The organism is Blastococcus aurantiacus, assembly GCF_900102425.1.
GTDB classification, from domain to species: domain Bacteria; phylum Actinomycetota; class Actinomycetes; order Mycobacteriales; family Geodermatophilaceae; genus Blastococcus; species Blastococcus aurantiacus.
Window position 1 is genome coordinate 134,182 of record NZ_FNBT01000001.1, and the last position, 18,232, is coordinate 152,413.

The window sequence follows — 18,232 nt, forward strand, 5'->3', positions numbered from 1 at the left end:
GTGGCACCTCGACGCCGGCCCTGGAGAGGGCGCGCCGGGGCGCGGGCGCACGGAGCGCCCGGTCGAAGTCTCCCCGCGGGAATGCGGAGAGTCATTGGGCGGGCCGCCACCGTCACGGAGGGTGAGACCCGGCGGTCCGCACAGCGGGGTCGGTGTGCTAGCCGGGCACAGCACAACGGCCCGGGCGGTGATCCACCCGGGCCGCTGTACGCGTGCGCAGTGCTACTCCGTGCTCCAGACGTGGCCCCACATCGCGGTGCCGTCAGGCGTTCCGTTGCCCTCGCTGCCGTCCGGGAAGACCCAGCCGTCGACGTTCTTGATCACGTCGCGGACCGCGACGACCGTGAGGGTGCCGCCGGTGAACGTGACCGGCACCTGCTCGGCGATCACGAGGCTGATCTGCTCGGCCGCCGCCTTGCGCTCCTCGACGTCGGTCGAGCCGCGCATGGTGGCCAGGGCCTCGTCGATCCTGGGGTCCGTGAACTCCGTCACGTTGGGCACGCCGGTGGTGAAGGCGCGCTGGAAGACGTAGTACGGGTCACGGGCGGCGCCGTGCCGGGTGCAGCCGGCGTCGTAGTCCCGGGCGACGGCCTGCGAGGTGTAGGCCGCCTGCTCCACCTGCTCGAGCTCCACCTGCATCCCGAGCCCGTTCCAGAAGGACTGGTACAGCTGGGACAGCTCGTTCAGGCTCGGGTCGGGCGGGCACTTGTAGGTGAAGGTGACCGGCTCCCCGACCGCCTTGCCGTCGCTGCGCTGGGGGTCGTTGATGTACTCGTCGTACAGCTCCTGCGCCTCGTCGGGCCGGTTCGTCGGCCAGGCCTCGGCCGCCTTCTCCGAGTAGAACGGGTCCTCCGGGCCGAAGAACTGGGTCGACGGCGGGGTGAGCCCGGTGCCGCCCAGCACCTCGATCAGCGCGTCCTGGTCCAGGGCGAGGGCCAGCGCCTTGCGCACCCGGAGGTCGTCGAACGGCGGCCGGGAGGTGTTGAAGTTCGACCCGCCGCTGTTGTTGCCGAGGAACTCGTAGTTGTCCACGCCCTCGACATCCCGGGCGCGGGACACCGTGCTCTGCCGCAGGGACTGCATCGCGTCGATGTCACCGCTCTGGAGGCTGGACAGGCGGGTGTCCTCGTCGGGGATCGGACGGAACGTGATCTTGTCCAGGTGCGGCAGACCCGGCTGCCAGTAGTCCTCGTTCTTCTCCACGACCAGCTGGCTGTCCCGCTGCCAGCTGACGAACTTGAACGGGCCGGTGCCGACCGGCTCGGAACCGGCGTCGGCACCCGCCGCCGCCGCGGCGGTCGGCGAGAACGGCCAGCCGGCCGGGTCCGTGAGCAGGTCAGGGAAGGCCGCGTTGGGCGCCTTCAGGGTGTACGTGACGGTGAGGTCGTCGACGACGTCCACCGACTGCACCTCGGCGAGGTTGGCCGCCAGGTTGGAGCCCGGCGCCACGAGGTAGTTGTCCCAGATCGTCTTGATGGCCTCGGCGTTCAGCGGCGTGCCGTCGTGGAACTGCACGTCGGGACGCAGCGTGAGCGTCCACACGGTGAGGTCCTCGTTCGGCTCCATCGACTCGGCCAGGTACGGCTCCGGCTCACCCTCGGGCGTCCGCTTCATCAGCGGGTCGTAGATGGAGTAGGCCACGTTGTATCCGGGGTTGCCGAAGTTCGCGGTCCCGGGCAGCCAGCTGTTCGTCTCGGCCTCGAGGCCGACGACGATCTCGCCGCCGTCGACCGGGTCGCCGGCCTCCGAGGCGTCGACGACGGCACCTTCCCCGCCGCCACCGTCCCCGTCGTCGGAACCGCAGGCCGCCGTCGCCATCAGCAGGCCCACGATGCCCGCGGAGACCACGGCCCGACCTGTCCGGCGCCACCTGCCCACCGGATGCGAATGACTGCGCATGTCCACCCCTCGACGTTGCTCGTCAGCAGGGGCACCGGGCGCGCGAGCGGCCGCCCCCTGCTGTTTGCGCTCTCCGCGCTGTCGGGAAGTGTCCTCCATCACAGTGACTGGAGTCACTAGACGTGATGTCACTGTCACAAGGGCTCCGGCTATGCGGAGCGCACAACGGCGGGCCGCGAGCCGGGCGGATAGTCCCCGCGCAGTCGGGATCCGGGGGCCCCGGTCAGGCGCTGCCGGCGTCCCCGAGCACCGAGGGCTCCAGCAGCCGCAACGCCTCGACGGCGACGAACAGGCGCGCGACGCTGCGCGGGTCCTCCAGCGACTGGCCGCTGAGCTGCTCCAGTCGGGCGAGCCGGTTGCGCACCGTGTTGCGGTGGCAGAACAGCAGCCGGCCGGTCTCGGTGGAGTTGCCGTTGGTGGCCAGCCAGGTGGCCAGCGTGGCCAGCAGCGTCTGCTGCTCCGGCTCCGGCAGCTCCATGACGGCACCGAGCAGAAGGCGGGAGACCTCCGTCGAGGTCTCGACCGACGAGGCCAGCAGCGCCGCCACCGGGTCGTCGTCGATCGCCGTCACGCCCACGGCCCCGGCCGGCAGGCACCGGCGGGCCACCATGGCGCGGGCCACGGCGACGGAGGTCTGCAGCGCGTCGGCATAGGAACGGCTGAGCCCCACGCGCCCCGTCGCCAGGGTGCCCAGCAGTTCGCGGATGGAGGTGACGGTCCGCCACTCCCCGATCGCCACGATGCCGACCGTGCCGTCCAGGGTGGTCCGCCAGGCGGAGCGGACCCCGTGACCGGCCAGGAAGTCCTCGGCGCCGGCGAGCGCGGGGCGGCCGGCGGCGTCCTGCTCGGCGGAGACCGCGACGTAAGGGCCCTCCTCGGGCAGGCCGAGCCGGGTCAGACTGCCGCCGAGGCGCGACCACTCCCCCAGCCGCCCGTCGACGAGGGCGTCGAGCAGGAGGCGTCGTCGTTCGCGGTCGGCGTCGGTGAGGGCGGTGAGCCCCTCGTCGTACCCGGTGGCCAGTGCTCGGGACTGCTCGTCGAGGACCGTCCAGAGCGCTCCGGACTGCTCGAGGAAGACGGTCGTCTCCGCGGGGGTCCGCGCGGCTGCGCGCGCGGCCAGCTCCCGCCAGAGGACGGAGGCCGCCGAGCGCAGCCCGCGGAGGGCGACGGGCAGCGGGATGTTCTGCTCGGCGCGGCGCCGGCCGACCGTCGCGCACCCGGCGTCGCCGGCCGGGACCGTGGACCGGTCTCTCGACAGCCGGTCGAGCGTGGCATCGAGGTGGGCGGCGACGTCGGTGGTCAGTTCCCCGGCCCCGAGGCGCCGGTAGGCCGGCTCCTCGGCCCGCAGGCGCTCGCTGACCTCACCGGCCAGCGCGGTCAGGTCCGCGTCGAGGAGCTCCGCGGCGATCGCCGCCAGCACCGGCGGGTGGGCACCGTCGCCGGGACGCCGGGGCGCGCACGGCCGCGCCCGGTCGCACTCGTTCGGCTCGGGCACTGCGCCTCCGGTGGTCTGCGCGCCCCGCGGGCGGGCGGGTGGGACGACGGTGGACGTCCGAGTGTTCCCCGGACGGAGTCCTCCGCGGGCGGCGGGTGCGGCGGACGGCAAGAGCGATTAGTTAGAGCCTTGCACTTTTCCAGGGGAGCACTAGGTTCGGGAGACCCGAGCGCCCGAAGGAGTGCGTATGGCCATCGAGACCACCACGGCCGAACAACTGGACACCCCGAGTCAGGTCCGCAGCGCCGTCAAGGCGTTCATCGACGAGCACTGGGACCCTTCGGTGTCGCTCAAGGACTGGCTGGGCAAGCTGGCCGACTCCGGCTGGGCGGTGCCGCAGTGGCCTGCGCAGTGGTACGGCAAGGGGCTGACCAACGACCTGGCCGCCGAGGCCTACGACGAGTTCAAGAAGATCAACGCCGTCGGACCGCCGCCCGGCCTGTCGCGCATGCTCGCTGCGCCCACGATCATCTCCCACGGCACCGACGAGCAGCGGACCGCCTACATCCGGCGGATCCTCGTCGGCGAGGACGCCTGGTGCCAGCTGTTCAGCGAGCCCGGTGCGGGTTCCGACCTGGCCGCGCTGCAGACGAAGGCCGAGCTGGACGGTGACGAGTACGTCGTCAACGGCCAGAAGGTCTGGACGTCGGGCGCCATGGGTTCCGACGTCGGCATGCTGATCGCCCGCACCGACCCGGACGCCGTCAAGCACGCCGGCATCACGTACTTCGCCATCGAGATGGACCAGCCGGGCATCGAGGTGCGTCCGCTGCGGCAGATCACCGGCGAGGCGCACTTCGCCGAGGTCTTCCTCACCGACGCCCGCGTCAGCGCCGACAACATCATCGGTGGCCTGAACAACGGCTGGAACGTCGCCCGGACCACGCTGGCCAACGAGCGCGTCGGCCTGGGTGGTGGCGGCTCCCTCGGGTTCCCGCTGTCGGCACCCGGTGGCCGTCGCTCCGCGCAGCTCCTCGAGCAGTCCGTCGGGGAGTTCGTCGACTCCCAGAAGCGCCAGGCGTCCGGCGGTCGCGTGCCCGCCATGATGATGGTCCGCAACGGCGAGGCGCTGGCCAAGATGGCCAAGAACATGGGCCGCGACCAGGACCCCTCCGTGCGCCAGGGCATCGCCCGGGTGCACGCGCTGACCTCGCTCAACCGCTGGAACACGCTGCGTGCGCGTGCCGCGGTCGAGGCCGGCGGCCGCCCCGGCCCCGAGGCGTCGCTGGGCAAGCTCATGGTCTCGCGCATCACCCGGATGTCCCGCGACGTCGGCATGGAGATCGCCGGACCGTCGGGCATGCTCGCCGGCGAGGACGGCCCGCTGAACGGGGCCCTGGCCCTGCAGTTCCTGGGCGCGCCCGCGCCCTCGATCTACGGCGGGTCCGACGAGGTCCAGCACAACATCATCGGTGAGCGGGTGCTCGGCCTCCCCCGCGAGCCCGACGCGTCGAAGGACGTCCCGTTCCGCTCGCTGCGGACGGGCACCCAGTCGCAGTAGGCACACCGCACGGACACGGGGACCCGTGGTGCGCCCCGCGAGGGGTGGACCACGGGTCTCCGTGCTTTCGTGGGAGGGCGGCTCAGGTGTCCGCGGCGTCGCTGGCGGCCTGCGGCCGGCCGCCGAACACGTCGGCGGCGACCTCGCGGCGGGCCTCGGCCAGCCAGGTGTGCTGGTCGTCGGCCTGGTCGATGAGCCGCTCGAACAGCGCGGCGTCGACGCGGGTGTCGACCTCGCCGAGCGCGCGCAGCGTCTCGAACCCCGCCCGCTTGGCGAGCACGGCGGTCGCGATGAACTCGAACTCGATGAGGTCGCTCAGCGGTGACCGGGACACCAGCCGCCCGTTGAGCTTGGCCCGCGTCAGCTTCTCCCCCACCCAGGTGGCCAGCTGCTTGTACTGGCGGACCGGCACCCCGAGCGAGGACATCGTGGAGCGCAGGCCCGCGCGCTCCTCGCGCAGCTCGTCCAGCAGCTGCTCGAGCGGCTGCTCGTACGGGGTCCCCCGCCAGCGGCCGATCATCCGGGTGACCAGCTCGATGCCGCCGGTGGCGGCGGCGAGGTGGTCGTTGCAGTAGACGCCGAGCAACTCGGGGTGACGCAGCGCTCCCCCGGTGGACGACTCGGACACGGTGCCTCCTGACGACGACGGATTCCCGCCCATTGTCGCCGCCGGGGAGGCGCCCCGCGCGGCGTAGCCGCCGGTCAGACCCGCAGGAGCAGCACCAGACCGGCGCAGGCGGCGGCCCAGAGGGCGCTGGCCAGGGTGCCCACGATGAAGCGTTCGGCGGCCGCCGGCGACCGCAGCTCCGCGAAGCGGCCCAGCCCCTTCACGGCCAGGACGACGGCCAGCCCCTCGGGCCAGCCGGCCAGCAGCGTGCCGGTGAGCGCCGCGCGCTCCAGCACGCCGATCCACGCACCCCCACGCAGGATCTCCGGGTCCTGGGCTCCGCCCAGCACGCCGACCGCGGCGGGATCCGCGGCGTGCAGCACGCCGGTGGCCACCGGCCCGCCTCCCGCGACGGAGGCGAAAACGGCCAGCACGGTGGCGATGCCGAGCTCGGTGTCGGTGGCGTCCCCGCCGGCCCAGGCGCTCGCCGCCGCGGCGGCGAGCAGCGCCGCCATCGCCGCACCCCGCGCCTGGGGCGCCGGCCGGCCCAGCAGCACGAGCGCCAGCCCGGCGACGCCGGTCAGGCCCAGCAGCACGAGGGCGAGGACGTTCATCCCGCCGCCCTGACCAGCAAGCGTGCGGCGGTCGGCCGCAGCTCGCGTTCCAGCTCCCACAGCCCGGCCGCGAGGCGCTGGCCGACCGCCTGGCGGGAGATGCCGAGCGCGGCCGCGGCCTCGGCCTGGGTGCGGCCGTCCTCGACCAGTCCGATGGCCTCCCACGCCTGGGGACTGCGCCGTTCGACGACGACCGCCAGCGCGCTCAGCACCGCCTGCGCGTCCTCGGCGTCCGTCGCTCCCGCGCCGCGGACCGCCACGTGCACGGAGCGCTGCTTGGCCGCGTCGACCGCCCGGCGTGCGCTGAGGAACGCCGGCCCGGCCGCGGCGCGGGTGCTGGAGGGCAGCGGCGTCTGCACCGGACCCGCGCCCACGCCCACGCTCCAGGTGCCGTCGCGCAGCAGGTCGAGGACGACGTCCACGACGACGTCCGGGTCGTCGAGCACACCCTGGAACTCGTCACCCGCGGTGCGCTCGAAGGCCAACACCGCCGGCACCGAGCGCTCGAGGCGGCCCAGCACGTCGGCGACCCGGTCCGGGGTCCGCCGGCTGGCGCGTTGGTCGACCGTCAGCACGAAGGGCACCCCGCAAGCCTGTCAGCTTTCATCAGAAGATGCAAGCCTCAGAGCTTGTCGACCACGTCGGGGGGGAATCCACCCGTCGCGACGGGCCCCCACCCGGTGACGGTGATCCGCAGCAGCGACTTGCCCTGGCGCACCATGGCCGCGCGGTACTCGTCCCAGTCGGGGTGCTCTCCGCTGATCGCCCGGTAGTAGTCGACCAGCGGCTCCAGCGCCTCCGGCAGGTCCAGCACCTCCGCCTCGCCGTCCACCTGGACCCAGGGCCCGTCGAAGTCGTCGGACAGCACGCACAGCGACACCGCCGAGGCCCGGCGGGCGTTGGCCGCCTTGGCGCGCTGCGGGTAGGTGGAGACGACGATGCGTCCCTCGCCGTCCACGCCGCACGTCACCGGCGAGAGCTGCACCCCGGCGTCGCGGCGGCGGGTGACGAGCACGGCCTTGTGGCGGGGCCGGAGGAACTCCAGCAGGGCAGCGCGGTGGACACGGTCGGCGGTGGCGGTCCTCGGCATGACCCGACGCTACGACGCGGGTGTGACGATCGCCGTCCGGCCGGTCGGACCGCGCCGCGTGTGCTGTGATCACTTCCATGAGGCTCCGCGTTCCAGGTCTGAAGCTCCCCCGCCGGGACGACGCCGCCCGCACCGTCGAGGCGCCCCGCGCCCCGGCGCCCCACCCGTCCGGCGTGACCGCCGCGCCGGTCACCGACGGCGTCACCGGCGCGGCCGGCAGCCAGGCCCCCGCCCCGGACGACAGCCGGGGCGCCCGGATGCAGGCCGCCTCCCGCGTCCTCGCGACCGCCTCCGCCCAGTTCCTGCTCATCGTCGCCGCGGTGGTGGTCCTCGGGTACGTGCTGGGCAGACTGTGGGTGGTCCTGCTCCCGATCGTCCTGGGGCTGCTGATCGCCACCGTGCTCTGGCCGCCCACGAGGTTCCTCCGCCGGCACGGCTGGCCGCCGGCGCTGGCGGCCAGCGTGGTGGTGGTCGTCTTCCTCACCGCGTTCGGCGGCCTGATCGCGGCCATCGCGCCGTCGGTCGCCGACCAGGTCGTCGAGCTGGGCGACCAGGCCTCCGGTGGTCTCCAGGACCTCCAGGAACGCCTGCAGGGCCCGCCGTTCAACATCGACGAGCAGCAGATCGGCGACGCCGTCGACTCCGTCATCAACAACATCCAGGGCAACGCCCAGGACATCGCCAGCACCGCGGTGTCGGGCGCCTCGGCGGTCGGCAGCGGACTGATCAACCTCCTGCTGGCCCTGCTGCTGTGCTTCTTCTTCCTCAAGGACGGCACCCGCTGGGTGCCCTGGCTGTCGGCGCAGACCGGCCCCCGGGCCGCCCGCCACGTGGCCGCGCTGTCGTACAAGACCTGGTCGACGCTGTCGGAGTTCATCCGGCAGCAGGCGCTGGTCGGCTTCATCGACGCGCTGTTCATCGGCCTCGGGCTGTGGATCTTCGACGTCCCGCTGGTGATCCCGCTGTCCGTACTGACCTTCTTCGGCGCCTTCATCCCGATCATCGGTGCGTTCGTCGCCGGCGCGTTCGCGGTCCTCATCGCGCTGGTCGACGAGGGGCTCACGACCGCCCTGATCATCCTGGGCATCGTGCTGCTGGTGCAGCAGATCGAGGGCAACGTGCTGCAGCCGATCATCCAGGGGCGGGGCTTCAACCTGCACGCGGGCGTGGTCATCCTGGCGGTGACCGCGGGCGGCAGCCTGGCGGGGATCACGGGCGCCTTCCTGGGCGTGCCGGTGGCGGCGCTCATCGCCGTCGTCTACCGCTACATCCGGGACGAACTGGACGGCCGGAACCCGGAGGTGCACGAGGACGGCACCCGGGCCAGGCTCGAGGGCGGTCAGGACGGCGCCGTCCTGACCGAGGAACAGGCACCGCCCGACGCCGACGTCCCGACCGGGCCGGCCACCTCCGGCGGGCCCGCCACGTCCGGCTGACCGGTCGGGGCGCTGACGGGAATGCCGCGGGGCGCCGCGAGGCTGCAGCGGAAGTGGTTCCGACGACGGAGGTATGACCGAGTGACCCAGCGACCCGAGGACCTCGTCGAGCTCCTGCCCGGAGCGGATCAGTTCCTCGCGGGCGGGGAGAAGAATCATGGCCTCGCCCGCGAGGAGGCGGCCGGAGGCCCCGAGGGCCGTGGCGGGCTGGTGCTCGTGCACGACATCGCCGGGGACTTCGACGCCGCGCACGCCGGCGCCCTGGCCGGCTCGCACCTGCTGGCCGGCCTCCCGCACGAGGTCATCGCCCGCTTCGACGCCGACGCCCTCGTGGACTACCGGGCGCACCGGCCCCGCGTCACCTTCAGCGGCGACCGCTACGAGACCTTCCACGCGCCGGAGATCCAGCTGTACTCCGTCGAGGACGACGCCGGCACCCCGTTCCTGCTGCTGCACGGCACCGAGCCGGACTTCCAGTGGGAGCGGTTCGTCGCCGCGATCGCCCAGCTGGTCCAGCGGTTGGGCGTGACCTCGGTGGTGGCCCTGCACGCGATCCCGATGCCGGTGCCGCACACCCGCCCGGTCACCGTCACCGCGCACGCCACCCGCCGGGCGCTCATCGAGCAGTACCCGGTGTACTGGGGCGAGATGCGGATCCCCGGCAGCGTGGCCTCGCTGCTGGAGGTGCGGCTCGGCGAGGCCGGAGTGGACGCCCTCGGCGTCGCCGTCCACGTGCCGCACTACCTGGCCCAGGCCACGTACCCCGCCGCCTCCCTGACGCTGCTGGAGCACCTCGAGCAGCTGACCGGCCTGCACGTGCCGGTCGAGTCGCTGCGCGAGGCCGCCGAGACCCACCGCACCGAGGTCGACGAGCAGATCGCCCGGTCGGCGGAGAACACCGCGGTCGTCGCCGCCCTGGAGCAGCAGTACGACGCCTTCACCACGGCTCGGGAGAACAGCGACCTGCTCAGCGAGGAGGGCGCGGTCCCGACGGCCGAGGAGATCGGCGCCGAGTTCGAGCGGTTCCTGGCCGACCAGGACCGCAAGCACCCCCGTGGCGGCGAGTGACCCTGCCCTGAACGACTCCGGCCTGGGCGGCCCGGTGCACGGGCGGTTCGACGACCTGGCCGCGGGCACCGCCCTGGCCTTCCCGCGGGCCGACCGGGTCCTGGTGGCGCGGGAGACGGCCGACGTCGTGCCCGTGCTGGCCGAGGTGGAGCGGGCGACGGCCGCCGGGGCGTGGGCCTTCGGCTACGTGGCCTACGAGGCGGCCCCCGGGCTCCACCCCGGCGCCTCGGTTCCCGCGCGCCCCCCGGGCGAGTCGCTGCCCCTGGCGGTGTTCGGGCTCGCCGACCGGGCGCACGCGGTGCCACCCGTCGCTCCCCCGCCGGGCCGCACGCGCGACTACACGGCCGGACCCTGGCGGCGCGACTGGACACCGGCCGGGTACCGGGACGCCGTCGCGGCGGTCCGGGCCTCGATCGCCGCGGGGGACGCCTACCAGGTGAACCTCACCGTGCGGATGCACGCACCGGTGACCGGTGACCTGGAGCAGCTCTACGCCGACCTGGCGTACGGGCAGCGCGGGTCGTGGGCGGCCTTCCTGGACGTCGGCAGCCACGTCGTCGCCAGCGCCAGCCCCGAGCTGTTCGTCGACTGGACCGGCGACCGTCTGCTCACCCGCCCGATGAAGGGCACCGCGCGCAGGGGCGCGACCACCATCGAGGACGACGAGGCGCGCCGGGCGCTCCTGGCCAGCGACAAGGAGCGGGCCGAGAACCTGATGATCGTCGACCTGCTGCGCAACGACCTGGGCCGCATCGCCGAGGTGGGCAGCGTCGAGGTCCCCGTGCTGTTCCGCGCCGAGCGCTACGAGACGGTCTGGCAGCTCACCTCCGACGTGACCGCACGGCCGCGACCCGATGTCGGCCTGGTCGACGTCTTCCGCGCCCTCTTCCCCTCCGGATCGGTGACCGGCGCGCCCAAGCACCGGACCATGCAGCTCATCCGGGAGCTGGAGGCCGAGCCGCGCGGGGTCTACTGCGGCGCGGTCGGCGTCGTCGCACCCCCGGGCCAGGCCTTCCGCGCCCGGTTCAACGTGGCGATCCGGACCGTGACGGTCGAGCGGGCCGGCGGTACGGCCGTCTACGGCACCGGTGGTGGCATCACCTGGGCCTCGGATGCCGACGCCGAGCACGCCGAGCTGCTGGCGAAGGCGGAGATCCTCGGCCGGCCGTACGAGGAGTTCGCGCTGCTGGAGACGATGGCCCGCCTCCCCGGGGGCACCCTGCGCAACCTCGAGGGCCACCTCGACCGGCTGGCCGGCTCCGCCGCCTGGGCGGGCTTCCCCCTCGACCTCGACGACGTCCGCCGGCGGCTGGCCCGGGTCGCCGAGGACACCGCACCGGCGCGGGTGCGGCTGGTCCTCCGGCGCGACGGGGGGCTGGAGATCGAGGTCGCTCCGCCGCCGGCCGCCGTCGACGGTCCGGTCCGGCTCGCGGTGGACCCCGAGCCCGTCGACGCCGACGACGTCTGGCTCCGGCACAAGACCACGCGACGGGACGTCTACACCGAGCGCGCCGCGCGGTGGCCCGCCGCCGACGACGTCGTCCTGACGTCCTCGCGCGGGGAGGTGACGGAGACGACCATCGCCAACCTCGCCGTCCGGCTCGACGGCCGCTGGTGGACGCCTCCGGTGTCGTCCGGGTGCCTGCCCGGCGTGGAACGCGGGCGGCTGGTCGCGGCAGGCCGGCTGCACCAACGGCCACTCACGCCGGACGACCTCACCGGCGCCGAGGAACTCGCCGTCGTGAACTCGCTGCGCGGCTGGCGCGCCGCCGTCCTGCTCTGAACGCACGACGGGCCGCGACCGGTTTCCCGGTCGCGGCCCGTCGTGGTGGTGCGAGGCGTCAGGCGACGGCGACGTGCTCGTTGGGCACGCAGTGCGTCATGTCCTTGCCGGTGACGTCCCGCGGGCCGTTCTTGCCGAGGTTGGCCGCGCGGGCCAGCTCGTCGTCGGTGAGCGTCTGCGTCTGGAGCGGCTCCAGGCCGCGCACGTCGTCGGCGGTGATGCCGAGGGCGTCGCCGACCCGCTGGCCCCACTCGTCGTCGCACATGAAGAAGTGCCACACCATCCGCTCCTGGATGTCGCGGCGGCACTGCTCCAGGGCACCGACGAGGTTGGCGACCAGCTCGTCCTTCTCCCACTGCTCGGAGAGCTGGTAGCGCTCACCGGCCTGCTGGTAGTCGTTCGTGCGCGGGATCCGCTTGCGGGTGAGCCGGCCGGTGATGACCGGGCCCTGCTCGTCGTGAGTCGGGTACTCCGCCTCGCGCAGGCCACCGAGGATCGACGGCTCGTAGTTCACGTGCGGGTTGGTGCCCTCGGCGCGGTCGACGCCGTAGGCCATCTGCCCGTCGCGCTGGTTGGTGGCCACGCGAGCCTTGGGCGCGTTCACCGGCAGCTGCAGGTAGTTCGGGCCCACGCGGTAGCGCTGGGTGTCGGAGTAGGAGAACGTCCGGCCGACCAGCATCTTGTCGTCGGAGAAGTCCAGGCCGTCGACCAGCACACCGGTGCCGAACGCGATCTGCTCGTTCTCGGTGAAGTTGTCCACCGGCATCCGGTTGAGGGTCATCGTGCCGACCTTGCGCACCGGGAAGAGCTCCTGCGGCCAGGTCTTGGTGTCGTCGAGCGGGTCGAAGTCCAGCTCCGGGTGCTCGTCGTCGCTCATGATCTGGACGTAGAGGTCCCACTGCGGGAAGTCGCCCGCGGCGATCGAGTCGTGCAGGTCCTTGGTGTGGGTGCCCAGGCTCTTGGCCTGCGCGGCCGCGGCGTCCGCGGCGCGCCAGGACTTCACGCCCTCGCGGGGGTACCAGTGGTACTTGACCAGGACGCTCTCACCGGCGGCGTTGAGCCACTTGTAGGTGTTCACGCCGAAGCCCTGCATGTTCCGGTAGTTGGCCGGGGTGCCGCGGGGGCTGAAGACCAGCGAGATCATGTGCATGGCCTCGGGGGTCTGGCTGAAGAAGTCGAAGGCGCGCTCGGCGACGCTGGCCTCGAAGGTGACCGGGTCCGGCTTCTGCGAGTGGATGAAGTCGGGGAACTTGATGGCGTCCCGGATGAAGAAGACACCCAGGTTGTTGCCGACGAGGTCCCAGTTGCCGTCCTCGGTGTAGAACTTCACGGCGAAGCCGCGAGGGTCGCGCGCGGACTCGGAGGAGTCGCGGCCACCGGCCACCGTGGAGAACCGCACGGCGACGTCGGTGCGCTTGCCCTTCTCCTGGAACAGCTTGGCCCGGGTGTAGTTCGCGATCGGCTCGTCGCCGACGGTGCCGTCGGCCTCGAAGTAGCCGAACGCGGTGATGCCGCGGGCGTGCACCACGCGCTCCGGGATGCGCTCCCGGTCGAAGTGGCTGATCTTCTCGAGGAACTGGTAGTTCTCCAGGGTCGCCGGGCCACGTGCGCCCACCGTCCGCTGGTTCTGGTTGTCGTAGACCGGGTGGCCCTGACGGTTGGTCAGGACCGGGCGGTCGGCCTCGCTCGGGGCCGCGCCCTGCGATGCGACGTCGGTCATGCGGATGCTCCTCCTCGGATTTCGTGCGCTTCGAACTGCACGGACTCTGCTGCTGCCGGCTGCTGACAGGCTCGGCACAGCCCCCAGAACACGACCTCGGCCTCGTCGACGACGAAGCCGGCCGCGTCCGAGGGACTCAGGCACGGGGCGGCTCCCACGGCGCAGTCGACATCCGCGACGACGCCGCAGGAGCGGCAGACCAGGTGGTGGTGGTTGTCGCCCACCCGCAGCTCGAAGAGCGCGGGCGCGCCGGCGGGTTCGATCCGGCGGGCGAGCCCCACGGAGACCAGCGCGTCCAGCACGCCGTAGACGGTCTGCGGGGACAGCGTGGGGTGCTGGGCGCGGGCGCCGGTGACGATGGTGTCGGCATCGGCGTGGGGGTGGGCGGAGAGGACGTCGAGCACGGACAGCCGCGGTCGGGTGACCCGCAGGCCCGTCTCGCGCAGCCGGTGCGCCCAGGTCGTCTCCATCGGCGTCCACCCAACACCCTTGTTTTGAACTAGTCAACTTAAGGACCCCGTGCCTCCCATCACTCGCACGCTCGTGACGGGCCCCTGCACGGGGCCGAGGTGACTAGCCGAAAACGATGGTGCGCGGCCCCTCCACGATCACGCGGTCCTCCACGTGCCAGGTCACGGCCTGGGCGAGCACCTGCCGCTCGACGTAGCGGCCCACCCTGCGCATGTCCTCGACCGTCGCGCGGTGGTCGACGCGGGCAACCTCCTGCTCGATGATCGGGCCGGCGTCCAGCTCCGGCGTCACGTAGTGCGCCGTCGCCCCGATCAGCTTCACCCCGCGGTCGTGCGCGGCCTGGTACGGGTTCGCGCCCACGAACGCCGGCAGGAAGCTGTGGTGGATGTTGATCAGCCGCTCCGGGAACCGGCTGCAGAAGTCGGCGGAGACGACCTGCATGTACCGGGCCAGCACGACGAGGTCGACGTCGCCGACGATCTCCAGGGCCCGGGTCTCCGCCTCGGCCTTCGTCGCGGGCGTCACCGGCACGTGGTGGAACGGGATGCCCGCGGCCTCGGCCACCGGTGCGAGGTCGGGGTGGTTGGAGACGACGGCGGTGATCTCGGCCCGCAGGTCCCCGGCCCGCACCCGGTAGATCAGCTCCTGGAGCACGTGGTCCGTCTTGCTCACGAACACAGCGACGGTGGGCCGGTGCGTCGCCTCCGCCAGCCGCCACGTCATCCCCCACTGCCGGGCCAGGAGCTCGAGCGCCCCCTCCAGCTGCGGTCGGCGGGCGGCCAGTTCCGGGAGGACGAACTCCAGGCGGAGGGTGAAGGTGCCGCCGAGGGGGTCGGAGGAGTGCTGCTGCGACTCGGTGATGTTCGCGCCGACGTCGGCCAGCAGCCGGGAGAGGACGGCGACGATGCCCGGCTGGTCGGGGCAGCGGACCACCAGCCGCCCGACGTCGGTGGTGCTGGGGTCGTTCGGGCCGGCGGCGGACATGGCCGCCATCGTGCCTCCTCAGGCCTCCGGCAGGGACGCCCGGGTGGCACCGGCGACGTCGAACAGGTCGCCGTACTCCTCGACCCGGGCGAGGACCTCGTCGGTGGTGAAGCGCAGCTCCGCGGGGTCCAGCGAGCCGTCCCGCACCGCGTCGACCTCGTCCCACCCGATCGGCGTGGACACGGTGGCGCCGGCGCGGGCGCGCAGCGAGTACGGGGCGACGGTGGTCTTGGCCGTGTTGTTCTGGCTCCAGTCGATGAGCACCTTGCCCGGGCGCAGCGCCTTCTCCATCCGCCAGACGACGTCGTCCGGCGTCTCGGCGGAGAGCTCCTGCGCCAGCGCCTTGGCGTACCGACTGGGGTGCTCGCGGTCGGTGGGTGCCTCGATCGGCGCGTACACCTGCATGCCCTTGGAACCCGACGTCTTCACCACCGGGTCCAGCCCGTCGGCCTCCAGCCGCTGCCCGAGCCGCTCCGCCACGAGGCAGCACTCGAGGATGCCGGTCTCCGGCCCCGGGTCGAGATCGAGCACGAGCAGGTCGGGCAGCGCCGGCTGCCCGTCGTCGTCCACCTGCCACTGGGGCACGTGCACCTCGAGAGCGGCGAGGTTGGCCGCCCATGCGAGGTCCGCGGTGGACTCGAGCAGCACCATGTCCAGGGTCTCCCGCCCCCGGCTGCTGCCCGGGCTCGGGATGGTCACCCGCCGCACCCACTCCGGGGCGTGCCGGGCGCTGTTCTTCTCGAAGAACGTCTGGCCCTCGACGCCGTCGGGCCACCGGGTGAAGGTGACCGGCCGCCCGGCCACGTGCGGCAGCAGCACCGGTGCGATGCGCACGTAGTAGTCGATGACCTGGGCCTTGGTGAACCCCACCTCGGGGAACAGCACCTTCTCCAGGTTGGACACCGACAGCGTCCGGCCGTCGATCTCCACCCGCTGCTTGGAGGGGCTCACGGCTCCCTCACCACGTCGTCCGGCTCCAGGTCATCCCGGACGCCGCGCCACGACGGGTGCCGCAGCCGGTCGTCGGCCGTCCACACCGCATAGGCCACCTCGCCCACCAGGTCCGGCTCCACCCAGTGCGCGTCCCGGGTGACCTCCCGCGGCAACGCCCCGTCGAACGGCGCCGACGTCCGGGGCGTGAGCGTGCGCTGCAGGTGCCGCAGGTCGGCGTCGCTGAAACCGGTGCCGACGTGCCCGACGTAGACCAGCCGGCCCTCGTCGTCCGGTACGCCCACGAGCAGCGAGCCGATGGTCCCCTCCCGACGTCCCTGCCCCGGGCGCCACCCGCCGACGACGACCGCCTGAGTGAAGAAGTTCTTGACCTTCCGCCAGTCGGGGCTGCGCACGCCCTCCCGGTACGGGGACTCCAGCCGTTTGGCGACGACGCCCTCCAGGCCGTTCTCCTCGCTCGCGGCCCGCACGTCGGCCCCGCCTCCCCGGAACCACGGGGTCAGCACCCAGCGGTGCCCGGCCGGGGCCAGCTCGTCGAGCAGCTCCCGCCGTTCGGCGTAGGGCCGCCCGCGCAGGTCCTCACCGTCCAGCGCGAGCAGGTCGAAGACCAGGTAGGTGACCGGCGCGGCGGCCGCCATCCGCGGCACCTCCGGGCCGGTGCGGTGCATCCGGTTCTGCAAGGCGCCGAAGTCGGGGCGGCCGGCGGCGTCCATCATCACGATCTCGCCGTCGACGACGGCGTCGCGACCGGCCAGCGCCGTCGGCAGCCGCGACACCTCCGGGTAGCGGACGGTGATGTCGGTGGCCTTGCGGGAGGACAGGGACAGCACCCCGCCGCGGACCGTGGCCACGGCCCGCACCCCGTCCCACTTGAACTCGTAGCCCCAGCGGTCGTCCTCGTCGGCGGAGGGCATCGCCCCCGCGGTCGCCAGCATCGGCAGCGGGGCGGGCGGCGGCTCCGGCGGCGCGGTGGCGTCCAGCTTGCGGATGTTCCAGGTGCCGTCGGCGAGCGGGAAGAGGGCGTACCGGCCGGTCAGCCGGCGGCCGTCGAAGGTGACGATGACGTGCCGCTCGTCCCACTTCTCCGTGGCGTACCGGCCGGCGTCCCAGATGGTCACCGCGCCGCCGCCGTACTCGCCGGCGGTGATGGTGCCGGCGAACGACGCGTACTCGAGCGGGTGGTCCTCGGTGGGCACGGCGAGCCGGTTGGTTCCCGGCTCCAGCGGCGGCCCCTTGGGCACCGCCCAGCTTTTCAGGACGCCGTCGCGCTCGAGCCGGAGGTCCCAGTGCACGCGCTCGCCCGTCCTGCCGCGGGGCGTGTGGTGCTCGTGGACGACGAAGGTGTCGTCGTCGCCCACGGGCAGCCGCTGCCCGGCGGGCGGCACCGGTTCGGCCGTCCGCGCCGGGTCCCGCTTGGCGCGGTACTCGGCGAGCGGGTCGTCCCGCCGGCCCGGCACGTCAGGCGCTGCGGCGGGCGCGCTTGGCCGGGGGCTTGTCGGCGCTCGCGCTCTTCTTCGCCGCCGTGGTCTTCGCGGCCGTGGTCTTCGCCGCCGTGGTCTTCGCGGCCGTGGTCGTCGCGGCCGTGGTCTTCGATGCCGTGGTCTTCGATGCCGGGGTCTTCTTCGCGGGCGCCTTCGCGGCGGCCGCCTTCTTCGCCGGGGCGCGCTTGGCGGGGGCCTTCTTCGCCGGAGCCTCGTCCTCGGCGGCGGAGTCGTCGGAGTCGTCGACGTCGTCGGCGGAGTCGGTTGCTCCGGAGCCGCCCTTGGCGCGCTCGACGCTGCGGCGCAGCGCGCTCATCAGGTCGACCACCGCGGCGCCGTCGTCGGCGACCTCCGGCGGCTGCTGCACGTCACCGCCGCTCTGCTTGGCCTCCAGCAGGGCGGTCATGGCCTCGCGGTAGTCGTCGGTGAACTGGCCCGGGTCGAACTCCGACGTCATGGAGCCGATCAGCGCCTCGGCCATCTTCAGCTCCTGCGGCCGGACGGCGATGTCCTCGTCGAGGAAGGCGAAGTCGGGACGGCGGATCTCGTCGGGCCACCGCATCGTGTGCATCACCAGCACGCCGTCGCGGACCCGCAGGACCGCGAGCGACTCGCGCTGCCGGATGGCGATCTTGGTGATCGCCACCTGACCGGCGTTCTCCAGGGCGTCGCGCAGCAGCACGTACGGGCGGGCCGCCGGGCCGTCGGGCTCGAGGTAGTAGGTCTTCTCGAACATGATCGGGTCGATCTCGTCCTGGTCGACGAACTCCAGCACCTCGATCTCGCGCCGGGTGCTCAGCGGCAGCTCGTCGAAGTCGGCGTCGGTGAGGATGACGACCTGGCCGTCGGGCAGCTCGTAGCCCTTGGCGATGTCGCCGTACTCGACCTCCTCGCCGTCGATCGAGCAGACCCGCTTGTACTTGACCCGGCCACCGTCCACGGCGTGCACCTGGTGGAAGCGGATGTCCTTGTCCTCGGTGGCGGAGTACAGCTTCACGCCGATGCTGACCAGCCCGAAGGACACGGCCCCGCGCCAGATCGATCGCATGCCGCCCCTTCCCGAAGGGGACCCGGGGTGGGTCCCGCGCCGACCCGTTCCGGGTCAAGATCACACGATAGGTGCGCAGGGCCG

General features: G+C 73.0%; 16 protein-coding genes. 4 read left to right on the forward strand and 12 right to left on the reverse strand.

Annotated elements, in window-relative coordinates:
* Positions 1-222: 222 nt before the first annotated feature.
* On the reverse strand, positions 223-1,848 hold the full coding sequence (locus BLS70_RS00610; protein ID WP_091763601.1) for an ABC transporter substrate-binding protein: 1,626 nt from the start codon (positions 1,846-1,848) through the stop codon (positions 223-225).
* 274 nt (positions 1,849-2,122) lie between these two features.
* Positions 2,123-3,394: a PucR family transcriptional regulator gene (locus BLS70_RS00615; protein WP_091763602.1), complete on the reverse strand. Its 1,272-nt coding sequence runs from the start codon at positions 3,392-3,394 to the stop codon at positions 2,123-2,125.
* A 187-nt stretch (positions 3,395-3,581) separates the two neighbouring features.
* Here BLS70_RS00615 and BLS70_RS00620 point away from each other — a divergent pair, with 187 nt between their 5' ends.
* Entirely contained in the window at positions 3,582-4,895 is a 1,314-nt protein-coding gene (locus BLS70_RS00620; RefSeq protein ID WP_091763603.1) for an acyl-CoA dehydrogenase family protein, read from the forward strand.
* Positions 4,896-4,977: 82 nt separating this feature from the next.
* Here the strand turns inward: BLS70_RS00620 and BLS70_RS00625 are convergent, their stop codons facing one another.
* From BLS70_RS00625 to BLS70_RS00640, 4 genes are all read right to left on the reverse strand, one after another.
* Entirely contained in the window at positions 4,978-5,523 is a 546-nt protein-coding gene (locus tag BLS70_RS00625; protein WP_091763604.1) for a hypothetical protein, read from the reverse strand.
* 74 nt (positions 5,524-5,597) lie between these two features.
* Positions 5,598-6,116 carry a hypothetical protein gene (locus BLS70_RS00630; protein WP_091763605.1) on the reverse strand — a complete coding sequence of 173 codons (519 nt, stop codon included), beginning with the start codon at positions 6,114-6,116 and terminating at the stop codon, positions 5,598-5,600.
* Entirely contained in the window at positions 6,113-6,700 is a 588-nt protein-coding gene (locus BLS70_RS00635; RefSeq protein ID WP_091763606.1) for a hypothetical protein, read from the reverse strand. The genes BLS70_RS00630 and BLS70_RS00635 overlap by 4 nt, the downstream gene beginning before the upstream one ends.
* A gap of 38 nt (positions 6,701-6,738) precedes the next feature.
* The gene (locus BLS70_RS00640) at positions 6,739-7,206 is read right to left on the reverse strand and encodes a PPOX class F420-dependent oxidoreductase (protein ID WP_091763607.1); all 468 of its coding nucleotides are present in this window, start codon (positions 7,204-7,206) and stop codon (positions 6,739-6,741) included.
* 77 nt (positions 7,207-7,283) lie between these two features.
* Between BLS70_RS00640 and BLS70_RS00645 the strand changes: the two genes are divergently transcribed.
* The 3 genes from BLS70_RS00645 (at position 7,284) to pabB (ending at position 11,493) form a co-directional block, all read left to right on the forward strand.
* Positions 7,284-8,642: an AI-2E family transporter gene (locus tag BLS70_RS00645; protein ID WP_091763608.1), complete on the forward strand. Its 1,359-nt coding sequence runs from the start codon at positions 7,284-7,286 to the stop codon at positions 8,640-8,642.
* Positions 8,643-8,723: 81 nt separating this feature from the next.
* Positions 8,724-9,710: a proteasome assembly chaperone family protein gene (locus tag BLS70_RS00650; RefSeq protein WP_218122215.1), complete on the forward strand. Its 987-nt coding sequence runs from the start codon at positions 8,724-8,726 to the stop codon at positions 9,708-9,710.
* Entirely contained in the window at positions 9,697-11,493 is a 1,797-nt protein-coding gene (pabB, locus tag BLS70_RS00655) for an aminodeoxychorismate synthase component I (RefSeq protein ID WP_255362137.1), read from the forward strand. Before BLS70_RS00650 ends, pabB begins: the two co-directional genes overlap by 14 nt.
* A 58-nt stretch (positions 11,494-11,551) precedes the next feature.
* Here the strand turns inward: pabB and BLS70_RS00660 are convergent, their stop codons facing one another.
* From BLS70_RS00660 to ku, 6 genes are all read right to left on the reverse strand, one after another.
* Positions 11,552-13,213, reverse strand: a complete 1,662-nt coding sequence (locus BLS70_RS00660) for a catalase (protein ID WP_091763610.1) — start codon at positions 13,211-13,213, stop codon at positions 11,552-11,554.
* Complete coding sequence (locus tag BLS70_RS00665) at positions 13,210-13,683, reverse strand: Fur family transcriptional regulator (RefSeq protein ID WP_091763611.1); 474 nt, start codon at positions 13,681-13,683, stop codon at positions 13,210-13,212. The genes BLS70_RS00660 and BLS70_RS00665 overlap by 4 nt, the downstream gene beginning before the upstream one ends.
* Before the next feature lie 103 nt (positions 13,684-13,786).
* Positions 13,787-14,677 (reverse strand): formyltetrahydrofolate deformylase, encoded by an 891-nt coding sequence (purU, locus tag BLS70_RS00670; RefSeq protein WP_176946215.1) that lies wholly within the window; start codon positions 14,675-14,677, stop codon positions 13,787-13,789.
* Between the two features lie 9 nt (positions 14,678-14,686).
* The gene (gene ligD, locus BLS70_RS00675; protein ID WP_255362138.1) at positions 14,687-15,619 is read right to left on the reverse strand and encodes a non-homologous end-joining DNA ligase; all 933 of its coding nucleotides are present in this window, start codon (positions 15,617-15,619) and stop codon (positions 14,687-14,689) included.
* Positions 15,616-17,076 carry a non-homologous end-joining DNA ligase gene (ligD, locus tag BLS70_RS00680; RefSeq protein ID WP_091763612.1) on the reverse strand — a complete coding sequence of 487 codons (1,461 nt, stop codon included), beginning with the start codon at positions 17,074-17,076 and terminating at the stop codon, positions 15,616-15,618. The genes ligD (BLS70_RS00675) and ligD (BLS70_RS00680) overlap by 4 nt, the downstream gene beginning before the upstream one ends.
* A gap of 1 nt (position 17,077) precedes the next feature.
* Positions 17,078-18,148 (reverse strand): non-homologous end joining protein Ku, encoded by a 1,071-nt coding sequence (gene ku, locus BLS70_RS00685; RefSeq protein WP_091763613.1) that lies wholly within the window; start codon positions 18,146-18,148, stop codon positions 17,078-17,080.
* Between the last annotated feature and the right edge of the window lie 84 nt (positions 18,149-18,232).